The following is a 14,825-nucleotide window of genomic DNA, read 5'->3' as shown; positions in this document are numbered from 1 at the left end:
TCCGCAAAATCCATCCCATGACTTGCAAGATTGGCCATGCGCTTTGGTTCGTCCCAAACGATCTTCATTATTTATATTGTATCTACAATTTAATCCGTTGTCGATCTCGATCGGCGCAAAGCTCGCAGCCACCGGCTGCGCTGGATCGAGGCCGCGACCGGCATCTCCCGGCACTGTTCCTAAACGACTTCTTAACGCCGGGGCTCGTATGATGACCGGTGGACGCACTTTGCCGTCCGCGCGATACCAGCGTGCATACCGGAGCATGAGCCAGACACCGATCGAGCGGCTGAAGGACTATCTCGTGCAGCTTCCGCCGCAGTCGCAGGCGTTGCTGATGCGGGAGTTCGAGCGCGCCGTCGAGCGCGGCGAAGACACCGCGGTCGCAACGCTCGTGCTCGAACAATTGCGCAAGGTCGTGCGCGGCGCGGATGAGGAGGCGCTGCCGCGCACCGACGATCCGGCGCGGCTGTTGTTCCGTCCGCTCGAGCCGTTCCTGGTCGAAGGCAATTCAGCGGTGCGGGCCGGACAGGTCCGCCGCGCCTCGCTCACGCCGGTGTGGCAGTGGCTGAGCCGTGACGGTGCGCCGGAAAAAGCGCGCGAGTTCGAGGCGGCGCTGGCCAGGGCGCGGCAAAGCGGAACGGCATCCGAGCTCGAGCCGGCGGTCCGCAAATTCCAGCTCGCCGCGGCAGATGCGATCGTCAAGATCGCCATGCCCGGGCATGGCGGCGACAAGCAGCGCGCGCTGGCCCGCGTCGGTGCCCCCAATGTGATCGAGGATTTGCTGCCGATCGGCTCGGTGTTGCAGGCCCGCGAGGCGCTCGACGGGCTCGGCAGCCGGATTCCCGGCTTCTTGCGGGTGTTCGGGGATCCGCAGATCTCCCAGGTCTCGAGCGCGATCAACGTTCCCACGCTGCAGACGCCGCAGCTTCTGCCGTTCGTGCTGTCGCTGGTCATGCAGCGGCTGACCGCGCCGTGGCAAATCATCCGCCTTGCCGTCAAGATGGCCGCATCCGACGACGAAGTCCGCGTTGCCGCGACGCCCTACGGCATCGCGGTCACCATTGCGCTGCACGATCTGTCCTTCCTCGCGGCCGGGCTGCGCACCGACATCAAGCGTGGCCATTTTGAAAACGTCGCCGAGCAGCTCAAGGCGCTTCACGACGGCGTGCGTGGCTTGCGCACCGAACTCGATCTACGCAACGATTCCACGTGGGGCAGGCAGCTGGCCTCGATCCGGGCCGATATTTCCAATACCCTGCAATCGGAAATCGACAGCGTGCCCGGCCGGGTGCGGCGCTTGCTGCGCCAGCGCCCCGACAAGGATATTTCGGCGAGCTCCGGGGTCGATGCCACCGAAGTCGACGAAACCGCGGCGTTGATCGATTTCGTCGCGATCTGCCGCACCTATGCCAGCGAACTCGCGATCAACGAGGTTACGCTGCGCACTTATTCGGACCTGCAGCAATATGTCGAGCAGGCCACCGAAGCGCTGGTGCAATCGCTGCGCGGCGGTGACGCCAGGGTGCGCGCCTATCGGCAGATGCAGGTCGCAGCCGCGATCCGTTTCTGCGAGGTGCTGTTCGGCCACGATTATGCGTCGCTGATGAGCCGGGCGGCCGAAAACGCGATGACCGGCGAACGCAAGCCGTCGCGCGCCGGCTAGCCCATTGATGCGAATGAAAGAGTCGAAAGGAGTGCGCTTATTTTTCGCGCAATGCCGCCACGATTTTTGCGAATTTGCAAAAAACGCGTTAAGAAAATAGTATTAATTCCACTCTGCAATTTGCAGTTGACGAGATCGAGGTGGCAACGTACCGTTCGGGCATGAATCCCGTCATCAAATTCATTGAACTCGAGAACCGCGTAATTTCGGCGATCTACCGAAATCTGATGGTCCGGGCGAAGGTCGTGGTCGTCGACAAGAGCAGCGGCGAGCCGTTGCCGGAGCCGGTCACCACCATTGCCTCTCCGGTCCCGAGCGGCTCGCTGCGGATCAGGCTGCCCGACACCGTCAAGCCGGGCGCGTACTTTCTGAAGGCGCTGAACGGGCACGGCGAGGATGCCGCGCAAAGCGCCGAATTCCAGGTTAATTGACGTCAGGTTCGGTTAGCGTCAGGCTCGGATCAACGTCGGGCTCGCGTGATGTTCAGGGTCAATTAACACCATATTTTGACTGGATTTTCGTACCTTATCTACCACAAAAGCGAATCGGTAATTGTCAATTGCCGCGCTTGCCGCCCGTAGTGTAAAGCGGCGTAGCGGCGCGACCCGTGTTTGCGCCGCTCAATCGGAACCCTGCTTGATGACGCTGTGGTTTGTGTTCGCGCTGATGACGGCCGCGGCGATCTTCGCCGTGCTCTGGCCGCTGGGTCGCCGCGGCCGGCCGCAAAACGACGGCAGCGAGAGCAATGTCTACCAGGATCAACTCGCCGAGATCGATCGCGATCTCGCCGCGGGGCTGATCGGCTCAGCCGAGGCAGCCGCCGCGCGCGTCGAAATCAGCCGCCGCCTGCTGGCAGCCGTGGACAGTCCCCGCGAGCCGCCGGTTGCCTCGAACACGCGCTTGCGCCGCACGGCGGCGGTCATCGCCATGGTCGGACTTCCCATCGTCGCGGTTGCGCTTTATCTGCCGCTCGGCTCGCCGCGGCTTGGCGATTTTCCGTTGGCGGAACGCAGCTTCGCGCCCGGCGCCAACCAGTCGCTCGACAATCTGGTCGCGCAGGTCGAAGCGCATCTCGAGAAAAACCCGACCGATGGCCGTGGCTGGAACGTGCTGGCGCCGGTGCTGGTGCGGTTGGGCCGCTACGATGACGCGGTCCGCGCCTATCGCAATTCGATCAATTACAACGGTGAGACCGCCGGGCGGCGGGCCGATCTCGGCGAGGCCATCGCCGGCGCTGCCGGCGGCGTCATCACATCGGAGGCCAAGGCCGAATTCGAGCACGCGCTCGCGCTCGATGCGGACGACGCCAAGGCAAGCTACTTCCTCGGCCTTGCCGCCGAGCAGGACGGCCGCGCCGCGGACGCCGCTTCGATCTGGCGCGTGATGCTGGCAAAGGCGCCGCCGGCGGCGCCCTGGCGCCCGCTGGTGGCGGCCGCTTTAGCCCGGGTCGGCGGTCCCGCGGTGCCGGCGTTGTCCGACGACACCATGGCCGCGGCAAAAGACATGAGCGAGGCCGACCGCGGCGCGATGATCAAAGGCATGGTCGAGCGCCTCGCCGGCCGATTGAAGCAAAACGGCGACGACGTCGAGGGATGGTTGCGGCTGGTTCGTGCCTATATGGTGATGGGCGATCGCGACAAGGTGAAAAACGCGCTCACCGACGCCCGTCAGGCGGTCGCCAACGATTCCGAGCGGCTGCGGCAATTGAACGAGGGCCTGAAGAATCTCGGGCTCGACGGATGAGCGAGAGAAGTGTGACGCAGCGCAGGGATCACATCGCATGATGCCGAAAAGTGTGCAGCGGTTTTCGGATCACATCATGCGAAGGAATAGAGACCAGGCATGACGCGCAGGCAGCGGCGGTTGACGATCATCGGCGGTTCGTTCGCGGTGCTTGCGGTCGCCGCCGCGCTGGTGCTGAACGCGATGCGCGATTCGATCGTGTTCTTCTCGACGCCCTCGATGGTGGCCGAGAAACATATTGCGCCCGGCCGGCGCTTCCGGCTCGGCGGCCTGGTGCAGCCGGGGTCGCTGGTGCACGGCGATAACCTCGCGGTCACCTTTCTGGTCGCCGACGGCAGCGCGAAATTGCCGGTCGCCTACAAGGGAATTTTGCCTGATCTGTTTCGCGAAGGGCAGGGCGTGGTCGCCGAAGGCGTGCTCGACCCATCCGGCGTATTCAACGCCGATGCCGTGCTCGCCAAGCACGACGAGACCTATATGCCGAAGGAGGTCGCCGACGCGCTGAAGAAACAGGGGCACTGGAAAGACGATTACGGCGCCACGCCGGACACTAACGCAAAGCAAGCGGGCACCCAGGGAGCGTCGCGATGATCGCGGAAGCCGGACATTACGCGCTGGTGCTGGCGCTGGCGCTGGCGCTGATCCAGTCCACCGTGCCGCTCGTCGGCGCGCGCTGGCGCGATCCGGCCCTGATGAATGTCGCGCGCTCCGCAGCGCTTGCGCAATTGCTGTTCGTCGCGGCCTCGTTCGCGGCGCTGGTCATGTTGCACGTCACCTCGGATTTTTCCGTCGTCAACGTGTTCGAGAACTCGCATTCGCTGAAACCGCTGATCTACAAGATCACCGGCGTCTGGGGCAATCACGAAGGCTCGATGCTGTTATGGGTGTCGATCCTGGCGCTGTTCGGCGGCATGGTCGCAGCCTTCGGCAACAACCTGCCGCTGTCGCTGCGGGCGCATGTGCTGGCGGTGCAGGCCTGGATCGCCAGCGCCTTCTATCTGTTCATCCTGATCACCTCGAACCCGTTCCTGCGCATCGTCAATCCGCCGATCGAGGGCCGCGACCTCAATCCGGTGCTGCAGGATATTGGCCTCGCGGTGCATCCGCCGATGCTCTATCTCGGCTATGTCGGCTTCTCGATTTCATTTTCCTTTGCGGTCGCGGCCCTGATCGAGGGGCGGATCGACGCGGCCTGGGCGCGCTGGGTGCGGCCCTGGACGCTGGTGGCGTGGATCTTCCTCACGCTCGGCATCGCGATGGGTTCCTATTGGGCCTATTACGAACTCGGCTGGGGCGGCTGGTGGTTCTGGGATCCGGTCGAGAACGCTTCGCTGATGCCGTGGCTTGCCGGCACCGCGCTGTTGCATTCGCTGGTGGTGATGGAAAAGCGCAACGCGTTGAAGGTCTGGACCATCCTGCTTTCGATCCTGGCGTTCTCGCTATCCCTACTCGGCACCTTCCTGGTGCGCTCGGGCGTGCTGACCTCGGTTCACGCGTTCGCGACCGATCCGACGCGCGGCGTGTTCATCCTCCTGATCCTGTGCATCTTCATCGGCGGGAGTCTCTCGCTTTACGCCTGGCGCGCCTCGGCGCTGAAGCAGGGTGGGCTGTTCGCGCCGATCTCGCGCGAAGGCGCGCTGGTGCTCAACAATCTGTTCCTTACCACGGCCTGTGCCACCGTCTTCATCGGAACGCTGTATCCGCTGGCGCTGGAAGTTGTGACCGGGGAGAAGATTTCGGTGGGCGCGCCGTTCTTCAATCTCACTTTCGCGCCGTTGTTCCTCCCTCTGATGTTAGCGGTGCCGTTCGGGCCATTGCTGGCGTGGAAGCGCGGCGATCTTCTGGGCGCGGCGCAGCGGCTGATGGCGGCCGGCATCGCGGCGTTGATTGGGGTCGCGGTGCTATGGGCGTGGACCGGCGGCGGCAGCACCTTCGCGCCGCTCGCCATCGGCCTCGCGATCTTCGTCATTGCCGGCGCACTGACCGATCTTGCGGAACGCACCGGGTTGTTTCGGCTGCCGCTTTCAGTCTCGTTCCGGCGGGCGCGCGGATTGCCGCGCTCGAGCTGGGGAACGGTGTTCGCGCATGCCGGCGTCGGCATAGCCCTGATCGGGATCGTCTGCGAGACCACGTGGAACAGCGAATATATCGGCTCGATGAAGCCCGATGACGTCGCGATCATCGCCCGCTATCAGTTGAGGCTCGACGGCGCGACGCAGCGGCAAGGGCCGAATTATCGGGAAATGCTGGCGCATTTCACGGTGAGCCTGGATGGCGAGCGGCTCGCCACCATGACGCCCTCGAAACGCAATTTCACCACGCGGGGATCGACCACCACTGAAGCGGCATTGCTGACGCGCGGCTTTAGCCAGATCTATGTCTCGCTTGGCGAGACCGCAGCCGACGGCGCGATCGCGGTGCGGATCTACCACAAGCCGATGGTGCTCTTGATCTGGCTCGGCCCGGTGCTGATGGCGTTCGGCGGGCTGCTGTCACTGTCGGATCGCAGGCTGCGGGTCGGCGCGCCGAAGCCGGCGAAGGCGCTGGGCGGATTGCAGGCGGCGGAGTGATCCCTTGAAACCCATCCTTGCCTTCTTGCTTGCGCTAGCTGTGCTGACCGGATGCCCGGCCGCTCACGCGGTGCAGCCCGACGAGATCATGTCCGATCCGGCCAAGGAGGCCCGCGCCCGCGATTTGTCGCGCGAACTGCGTTGCATGGTGTGCCAGAACCAGTCGATCGACGATTCCGAAGCGCCGCTGGCGCGCGATTTGCGGATACTCGTCCGCGAGCGGATCTCGGCCGGCGACAGCGATGCGCAGGTGATCGATTTCCTGGTGGCGCGCTACGGCGAATTCGTGCTGCTGAAGCCACGCCTCGAGCGCCAGACGCTGTTGCTCTGGTTGTTGCCGCCGTTAGCGCTTGCCGGAGGCGGGCTAGCGTTGTGGCTCAGCTGGCGGCGGCGCTCGAAATTTGCAGCAGTGGAAGATCAATCGCCGTTCAAATTGAGCGCCGAGGAAGAGGCCAGGCTGGAGCGGCTGATGGCGCCACGCCGCTCGCCTGACCAGCCGGCATAGCTTTGTGACAGGGCCGCTTTTTTGGCCTGAAAACAGCTCGTTTTCACCCTCCGATTGACTGTTTTCGCCCTGCGATAAACTGCCGCATTGCTTTGAGCCTTTATTACAAAAGTTTAATTCCCCCGCCAGCGCGCGGTAAGGCGAAAATGCCCATCTTCCGACGTGAAAGGTGCTGGTTCCGGCACCATTTTATTTCAGGCTCTGGAGATTACTGAATGACCGAACGCCCCAACGATCTTTCGTCCTTCCCCTCGTACCAGGCATCACGACGTTCGCTGTTTTCTGCGCGCAAATTCGCGTTGATGGCTTCGGTCGTCGCCGGCCTCGGCGTCGCCGCTTACGGCTTTGGCCCGTCGCACGGCCCGACGGATATTTTCACCACCCCCGCGCATGCGCAGGTCAACAACGAGGTCCGCAAGGTCGAGAAGCCTGCCGGCTTTGCCGACATCGTCGAGCGCGTAAAGCCGTCGGTGATTTCGGTGAAGGTCAATATCAACGAGAAGGTCGCTTCCAAGGACGACAACTCCAACGAAGATTCGCCGTTCCAGCCGGGCTCGCCGATGGAGCGCTTCTTCCGCCGCTTCGGCGGACCCGACGGTCTGCCCCCGGGCATGCGCGGTGCACCCCGCGGCGGCCATGCGGTGACCGGTCAGGGTTCGGGCTTCTTCATTTCGGCCGACGGCTATGCCGTGACCAACAACCACGTGGTCGACGGCGCCGACAAGGTCGAAGTGACGACCGACGACGGCAAGGTCTACAAGGCCAAGGTGATCGGCACCGATGCGCGCACCGACCTCGCTTTGATCAAGGTCGAGGGCGGCTCGGACTTCCCGTTCGCCAAGCTTTCGGACGGCAAGCCCCGGATCGGTGACTGGGTGCTCGCGGTCGGCAATCCGTTCGGCCTCGGCGGCACCGTCACGGCCGGCATCGTCTCGGCCCGCGGCCGCGACATCGGCAACGGCCCCTACGACGATTTCATCCAGATCGACGCGCCCGTGAACAAGGGCAATTCCGGCGGTCCGGCCTTCAACACCGAAGGCGAGGTGATGGGCGTCAACACCGCGATCTATTCGCCGTCCGGCGGCAGCGTCGGCATCGCGTTCTCGATTCCGGCCTCGACCGTGAAGAACGTGATCGCCCAGCTCAAGGACAAGGGCACGGTCAGCCGCGGCTGGATCGGCGTCCAGATTCAGCCGGTCACGGCTGATATCGCCGACAGCCTCGGGCTGAAGAAGGCGGAAGGCGCGCTGGTTGCGGAACCCCAGGCCAACGGTCCGGCGGCCAAGGCCGGTATCGAATCCGGCGACGTCATCACCGCGGTGAATGGCGAGACGGTCAAGGATGCCCGTGAACTCGCGCGCACCATCGGCGGCCTGCCGCCCGGCAATGCGGTGAAGCTCAACGTGCTGCACAAGGGCCAGGACAAGGTCGTGGACCTCACGCTCGGCCAGTTGCCGAACTCTGTCGAAGCCAAGGCCGACACCGACAACGACAACGGTGACAAGGGCAGCGTGAACCGTGGCACCAATGTGCCGAAGCTCGGTCTGACGCTCGCGCCGGCCAACTCGGTTGCTGGCGCCGGCAAGGATGGCGTCGTGGTGACCGAGGTCGATCCGCAGAGCGCGGCGGCCGAGCGTGGTTTCAAGGAAGGCGACGTGATTCTCGAAGTTGCGGGAAAGAGCGTCACCAATGCCGGAGACGTGCGCCAGGCGATCGATGCCGCGCGCACCGACAACAAGAACAGCGTTCTGATGCGCGTGAAGAGCGGCGGATCGTCGCGCTTCGTGGCGGTGCCCCTCGCCAAGGGCTAAGTCAGTGCTTGCGAGCATGATCCGGAACCGGATTTCCGAGCGGGTCATGCTCAAACAAGGAGATGCGGTCCTGATCCCTTCAAATCGATCGGGTCCGGACCTGAAGAGATGGAGGGTGTCGCCGGCATTAGTCGCCCCCGCCGACGGCTCTTTCCGGGGGGCGGGTCAAGAAGCCCGCTCCCTTCGGTTGCCTTCCGGTGGAATTGCGCCCCCCTCCGTCGGAAGGTCTAAAGGGCGGTGAGGTCCCCCCAGCTTCACCGCCCACTTTTCTCGCTCAATCGGCAAGGTATCCCGTCGTCTTGCATGAAGATGCCGACCGCGCCATGGTGATAGAAGGCTGGCCCACTTGACCGCAACCGACCCCCAGATGCGCCTGTTGATCATCGAAGACGACCGCGAGTCCGCCGACTATCTGGTGAAGGCGTTCCGCGAAGTCGGTTATGTCGCCGACCTCGCCGCCGATGGCGAGGAGGGCCTCGCGATCGCCGATTCCGGCGATTATGACGTGCTGGTGGTCGACCGCATGCTGCCGAAGCGCGATGGCCTGTCGCTGATCGGCGCGCTCCGCGAGAAGGGCAACCGCACGCCGGTTTTGATTCTCTCGGCGCTCGGGCAGGTCGACGACCGTATCAAGGGCTTGCGCGCCGGCGGCGACGATTATTTGCCAAAGCCCTATTCGTTCGCCGAACTATTGGCGCGGGTCGAAGTGCTGTCGCGCCGCAATGTCGGTCCGACCGAGGAGACCACCTATCGGGTCGGCGATCTCGAGCTCGACCGCCTGTCGCATCGGGTGGCGCGCGGCAAGGACGAATTGACCCTGCAGCCGCGCGAGTTCCGCCTGCTGGAATACCTGATGAAGCATGCCGGCCAGGTGGTGACGCGAACCATGCTGCTCGAAAACGTGTGGGATTATCATTTCGATCCGCAGACCAACGTCATCGACGTGCATATCTCACGGCTACGTTCCAAGATCGACAAGGGTTTCGAGCGGCCGCTGCTTCATACCATACGCGGCGCTGGATACATGATCCGTGACGGCATTCGCTGAATCCCTTTTAAAAATAAGGGTTCGGAGATCATGGCCGCATTTATCCTACCATCTTCCTACCAATCATCGGCATAGTCTGCAGCCAGTCCTCCAGATCATCCCGGAGGATAATGGTCCGCGTCCCGTGCTTGCGCGCTTTCAGCGCGCCGCTCGCTGCCGCCTGACGAATGGATGTCAACCCGATGCCGGTGAGGGCGCTGGCCTCTTCCGGCGACAGCGACAGCCGCTCCGCAAGCGGGACGACGCCCTTCTGACCGAACTCGTTCATGGGGCGTGCAGTCCCTGGACGGCGCGGCTTTCAGAGATACTCAAAGGCAGCTTTTGGCGCGAAGCGGACATTCGCAGATTGAGCGGTTATGGAATGCAGGCGTGACATCTGGCCTCGCCGTAGACCCGAAGCCGGCGTCGGCGACGCCGTTGCCCTTTCAATAGAGATCTTACCAACCAAAACTCCGGTGATGCCTTCGGAGGGACACTCCATTGTTACTACGCAGCCAACCTCGGAATGGGTTTCTCGAGCGCTCGCAAGAATCGGGAGTTGCGTGTCCCCGCAACCAGCTGATCTACGGTTATGAGGCGTGCCTTCTCAGCCCCTCACCAAATCCCCCAGCAAGTTCGCCGCCACCGTCAGCTTGGCGAGCGTCAGTCCACTGGCAGCGATCTCTTCGACCAAACGGCGGATGCGCGTAGCTTCAGGATGGGCCGCGAGCCAGTTCTCGGCGGCCTGCAGGCCGGACTGGCCGGTTGCCAGCATATCGGCGACCAGTCTTCTTTCGGCGGCTGCGATCTGGTCAACGGCGCGGTCGACGGCGAGACGTTCGAAAAAATCGTTCGCCGGCACGCCGCGTGCGGCGGCGATGATGCGGTCGAGACGGAAATTGGCCTCGGCGGCGAAGAAGGTCGTGGCCGTATCGCCGATGGCGCGGTTGGTGCGCTCTGCGACCGTCACGATATCGGGTGCGGAGACCACGGCGTCGAGATCGGCAAGTTCGCCGGCAAGTTCAGCCGGGACGCCACCATCGGTCAGGTCTTGCCGGCGCTTGCTGCGCCCGGCCTGGATATCCTGCGGGAGGGTATTGTCGAGCCCGGCGGCGATCTCACGGATGCCGGAGCCGAAGCGCGAGATCACCGCTTCCAGACCGACGCTGAAATCGACATTGCGCACATACCAGACCACGCGGGAGAGCAGGAGATCCTGAACCGAGGCGTAGAGGCCAAGCTGCAATTGACCCTCGATATTGGTGTCGAGCTTATCAATCGCGTCGTTTAGCCGCTTGAGGTCGTAGGTTTCATCCACCGCCACGAAGGCCATGGCGATGGTGGACACGTCGGCATCCGTCTCGTCGATCAGGCGTACGACGCAAGCCGGACCGCCGCGATTGATCACGGCATTGGCGAGATTAGTCGAGATGACCTCCCGCCGAAGGCGATGGAATTGCACCGAATTGGGGAATTTGTCCTGAACCTCGTGCGGGAAGTATTGGGACAATTCGCGGGCGAGATAAGGATCGTCCGGCACGCTGGTGACGAGCAGATCATCGTAAAGCGTCAGCTTGGCGTAAGCGAGCAGCACGGCAAGTTCCGGCCGGGTAAAGGGCTGGCCACGCCGGGTGCGCTCGGTGATCGCCATATCGTCTGGCAGGAACTCCACGGCGCGGTCAAGGAGGCCGCGCTGCTCGAGTGATTGCATCAGGCGGGTGAGGAAGCCGGTCTCGGCTACGCCCTTGCGTTCGGTTAGCGAAAGCGCCAGCGTCTGCAGATAATTATTGCGTAGCACCAGCGTGCCGACCTCGTCGGTCATCGCGGCAAGCAGGCTGTTGCGATCGTTCTGGCTGAGGCGTCCATCGCGTTCGGGGCGCGCCAGCGCGATTTTGAGATTGACCTCGACGTCGGAGGTGTTGACCCCGGCCGAATTGTCGATTGCGTCGGTGTTGAGTTTGATGCCTTTCTGCGCCGCTTCGACGCGGCCGCGCTGGGTCGCGCCGAGATTGGCGCCTTCGCCAATCACCCGGGCGCGGATATCCGCGCCCGTGACACGGATCGGATCATTGGCGCGATCGCCGACCTGATCGTCGCTTTCCACCGAAGCGCGGATATAGGTGCCAATGCCGCCAAACCAGAGGAGGTCGACGCGTGCCTTTAGGATCGCCGTCATCACCTCGAAAGGCGTGGCTTGCGGCTTATCGACATCGAGCAAGGTCCGCACTTCCGGCGCGAGCGGGATTGCCTTGAGCGAACGCGAGAACACGCCGCCGCCTTGCGAGATCAGCGACTTGTTGTAATCCTGCCAGCTCGACCGCGGCAGGTTGAACATGCGCAGGCGCTCGGCACGGCTGATGGCCGGGTCGGGCGAGGGATCGATGAAGATGTCGCGGTGATCGAAAGCCGCGACGAGCCTCGTCGCCGGCGAGAGCAGCATGCCATTGCCAAAGACGTCGCCGGACATGTCGCCCACACCGGCAGCGGTGAAGGGCATGGTCTGGATATCGGTGCCGAGCTCGCGGAAATGGCGTTTGACGGCTTCCCACGCACCGCGCGCGGTGATGCCCATCTTCTTGTGGTCATAGCCCTGGCTGCCGCCGGAGGCGAAAGCATCCCCAAGCCAATGGCCCTTCTCGGCCGAGATAGCGTTGGCGGTGTCGGAGAATGTGGCGGTGCCCTTGTCGGCGGCGACGACGAGATAGGGGTCATCGCCATCGTGCCGCACGGTGTTATCGGGCGGCACGATCGCGTCGCCAGCGAGATTATCGGTGAGTTCGAGCAACGAGCGAATGAAGATGCGATAGGTTTCGGTGCCTTCCGCTATCCAGGCATCGCGATTGGAGGGCGGCGGCAGGCGTTTGGGCACGAAGCCGCCTTTGGCGCCGACCGGCACGATCACGGCGTTCTTGACCTGCTGTGCCTTGACCAGGCCGAGGATCTCGGTACGGAAATCCTGCGGCCGGTCGGACCAGCGGAGGCCGCCGCGCGCCACTTTGCCGAAGCGCAGATGAATGCCTTCGACACGCGGTGAATAGACGAAAATCTCGTAAAGCGGCCGCGGCGCCGGCAGGTCCTCGATCTTGCGCGCTTCGAATTTGAAGGAGATCACCGGACGCGGATGCCCGTCCTGGCCGATCTGCCACAGATTGGTGCGGATGGTTGCCTGCACCAGATTGGTGAAACGGTGCAGGATGCGGTCTTCGTCGAGCGAGGCGACGGATTTGAGCTGCTCCTCGATCTCGGCGAGGATGGCCGTCTCGCGTGCCGAGCGCTCGGCGCCGGTGGCGACGAGGTACGGGTCGAAGCGGGCCCGGAACAGAGCGACAATGCTGGTGGTGATCGCGGTATTCTTGCGCAAAGTCTCCCACATATAGTCCTGGCTGAACGGCGCGCGGATCTGGCGCAGGTAGCGGGAGAGGGCCCGGATGGCCGAAATTTCGCGCCAGCTCAAGACTGTCCGCAGGATCAGGGCGTTGTACCCGTCGGATTCGGCGCGATCGCCCACCACCGCCATGATCGAGGCTTCCAGGCGATGGTTGAATTCCGTGCCGATAACGATCGGCTTGCCGTCATTGGCCTCGATCGTCATATCGTGCAGCCATACCGGCGCGGGTGCCGGCGTCGCGCTGGGCACGATCTGATAGGTGCGTTCGTTGACCACGCGCAGGCCGTGATGTTCGATCACTGGCACCCGGTAGGACAGCGACAAGGGCGCGCCACGCGAGAAGACCCTGAGGCCGAAGCGCGTCGGATCGGCCTCGCCCTCGATGCGGTGAACCGAAATCGCCACCGGACGAGCCGGAGTGAGCTTCTCGATGGTGGCGATATCGGCAATCGCCTGTGAGGTGCCGAAGGTTTCTGTATAGCCGCCGGTGAAGGCCTGGGCATAACGGTTGGCGAGCATGCGGGCCCGCATGCCGTCGGTAGAGGTGGCGAGCGCGGCTTTCAGCTTGTCGCCCCAGGTCGCGGCGATGGCGCTGATCTCGGCTTCCAGCGTGGCTCGCGCGATGACAGGCGTTTCGCCTTCATAGCGCCCGATGATGTAGTGGACGCGGGCAAGCGACCCTTCGGGGAAGGAGGCGTAGGACGCTGCCAGACTCCCTTTATAGACCTGCGCCAGGAAGGCCGCGACGCGCGTACGCACATCGGTGTCATATTTCTCGCGCGGAATGAAGACGAGGATGGAGACGAAGCGGTCGAATTTGTCGGCCCGTGCCAGCGCCCGCACGCGGGGGCGCTCATAAAGTATCAGGATTTCCATAACGAAATTGTAGAGCGTCTCGGCATCGACCTGGAAGAGTTCGTCGCGCGGATATTCTTCGAGGATATGCTGGACGGCCTTGCCTGAGTGGCTGTCCGGGTCGAAGCCGGCGCGCCCGAGCACCTGCGCCACCTTGTGGCGTACATAGGGGATCTGCCGCGTCGAGCGGGTATAGGCGCCCGAGGTGAACAGGCCGACGAGGCGCAATTCTCCCTCGAGCCGGCCGTCGGGCGTATAGAGCTTGATGCCGACATAATCCATGCGGATGCGGCGATGAACGCGGCTGCTTACATTGGCCTTGATGACGATGAGGACGGTCGGCTCGCGCATGAATTCGCGGATTTCCGACGTCATCACCACCATTTCGGTGCCGCGGCGCAGGACCTTCACATCGGGATCGCGCAGGATGCCGAGGCCTTCGCCCGTGCTGATTTCGTCCGACGCATCGCTGTCGAACGAGAAGCGATATTCGCGCAGGCCCAGGAAGGTGAAATTGTCGGCGCACAGCCACTGCAGGAACTGGTTGGCTTCGGCGACCTCGTCGATCGGCAGCGGCGGTGGGTTGGAGCGGAAGGTCTTGATCGCCTGTTCGACGCGGGCGCGCATAGCTTGCCAGTCGGCGACGCAGGCGCGCACGTCGTTGAACGTCTTGGTAAGGCCGTCGATCAGCTTCTGGCGGTCGGCATCGGCGTCGAGACGGGCGATGTGGATATGGATCAGGCTTTCGCGCTCGCCCTTTGCCCCTTCTGTCAGCGTTTCGCCGTAGAAACGCAGGAGCTTGCCTTGCTCATCACGCTCCACGGCGATGATCGGATGGGCAACCAGCGTGACTTCGATGCCCTGCTCGGCGAGCTCCGCCATGGTGGAATCGAACAGGAAGGGCATGTTGTCGTTGAGAACTTCGAGCACGGAAATCTCGCGCCCGTCCGGCATCATCGGATTGATGACGCGGATATCGGCACTGCCCGTTGTGCGTCGCTGCACATGTTCCCAGGCCTGTTCAGCCAGGAAGGCCAGGGAGGCCGCATCGTAGTTGGCGAGGTCCTCGATATTGGTGTGGTCGAACAAAAGCTCGGCAAAGGCCCGGGGCGTCTTGCCCGGCTGCATGCTTCCCGCAGCCTCGCGGATCAGGGTTGCCCGAGCCTTGTCGTCACGCCACGCCATAACGTCCTCCGTTTGCCGCGCCGCCTGACAGCAGACGCTATCGTCTGCTTGATTTTGAAGCGCAACTCTTGGAGC

At 63.5% G+C, this 14,825-nt stretch carries 10 protein-coding genes; 8 read left to right on the top strand and 2 right to left on the bottom strand.

Going from position 1 to position 14,825, the window contains the following annotated elements; all coding sequences use genetic code 11:
- Nucleotides 1-265: 265 nt before the first annotated feature.
- The 8 genes from B5526_RS05295 to B5526_RS05260 all read left to right on the top strand — a co-directional run bounded on the left by B5526_RS05295 (nt 266) and on the right by B5526_RS05260 (nt 9,343).
- Nucleotides 266-1,666: a hypothetical protein gene (locus B5526_RS05295; RefSeq protein WP_079537249.1), complete on the top strand. Its 1,401-nt coding sequence runs from the start codon at nt 266-268 to the stop codon at nt 1,664-1,666.
- A gap of 161 nt (nt 1,667-1,827) precedes the next feature.
- Nucleotides 1,828-2,097: a hypothetical protein gene (locus tag B5526_RS05290; protein WP_079537248.1), complete on the top strand. Its 270-nt coding sequence runs from the start codon at nt 1,828-1,830 to the stop codon at nt 2,095-2,097.
- A 208-nt stretch (nt 2,098-2,305) separates the two neighbouring features.
- A complete protein-coding gene (gene ccmI / locus B5526_RS05285) occupies nt 2,306-3,409 on the top strand; it encodes a c-type cytochrome biogenesis protein CcmI (RefSeq protein ID WP_079537247.1) in 1,104 nt (367 codons plus the stop codon).
- Nucleotides 3,410-3,508: 99 nt separating this feature from the next.
- Nucleotides 3,509-4,000, top strand: a complete 492-nt coding sequence (ccmE, locus tag B5526_RS05280; protein ID WP_079537246.1) for a cytochrome c maturation protein CcmE — start codon at nt 3,509-3,511, stop codon at nt 3,998-4,000.
- Nucleotides 3,997-5,979 (top strand): heme lyase CcmF/NrfE family subunit, encoded by a 1,983-nt coding sequence (locus B5526_RS05275; protein WP_079537245.1) that lies wholly within the window; start codon nt 3,997-3,999, stop codon nt 5,977-5,979. Before ccmE ends, B5526_RS05275 begins: the two co-directional genes overlap by 4 nt.
- A 4-nt stretch (nt 5,980-5,983) precedes the next feature.
- Nucleotides 5,984-6,484, top strand: a complete 501-nt coding sequence (locus B5526_RS05270; protein ID WP_079537244.1) for a cytochrome c-type biogenesis protein — start codon at nt 5,984-5,986, stop codon at nt 6,482-6,484.
- 215 nt (nt 6,485-6,699) lie between these two features.
- Nucleotides 6,700-8,295 (top strand): Do family serine endopeptidase, encoded by a 1,596-nt coding sequence (locus B5526_RS05265; RefSeq protein WP_079537243.1) that lies wholly within the window; start codon nt 6,700-6,702, stop codon nt 8,293-8,295.
- 367 nt (nt 8,296-8,662) lie between these two features.
- Complete coding sequence (locus B5526_RS05260) at nt 8,663-9,343, top strand: response regulator transcription factor (protein ID WP_079537242.1); 681 nt, start codon at nt 8,663-8,665, stop codon at nt 9,341-9,343.
- A 40-nt stretch (nt 9,344-9,383) separates the two neighbouring features.
- On the opposite strand, the gene B5526_RS05255 is transcribed toward B5526_RS05260, so the two are convergent.
- A complete protein-coding gene (locus tag B5526_RS05255) occupies nt 9,384-9,611 on the bottom strand; it encodes a helix-turn-helix domain-containing protein (RefSeq protein WP_079537241.1) in 228 nt (75 codons plus the stop codon).
- Between the two features lie 318 nt (nt 9,612-9,929).
- Nucleotides 9,930-14,750, bottom strand: a complete 4,821-nt coding sequence (locus B5526_RS05250) for an NAD-glutamate dehydrogenase (protein WP_079537240.1) — start codon at nt 14,748-14,750, stop codon at nt 9,930-9,932.
- Nucleotides 14,751-14,825 lie beyond the last annotated feature (75 nt).

The sequence above is a fragment of the Bradyrhizobium lablabi genome (genome assembly GCF_900141755.1).
Classification (GTDB): domain Bacteria; phylum Pseudomonadota; class Alphaproteobacteria; order Rhizobiales; family Xanthobacteraceae; genus Bradyrhizobium; species Bradyrhizobium lablabi_A.
This window is presented reverse-complemented; position numbering and strand designations above follow the sequence as displayed.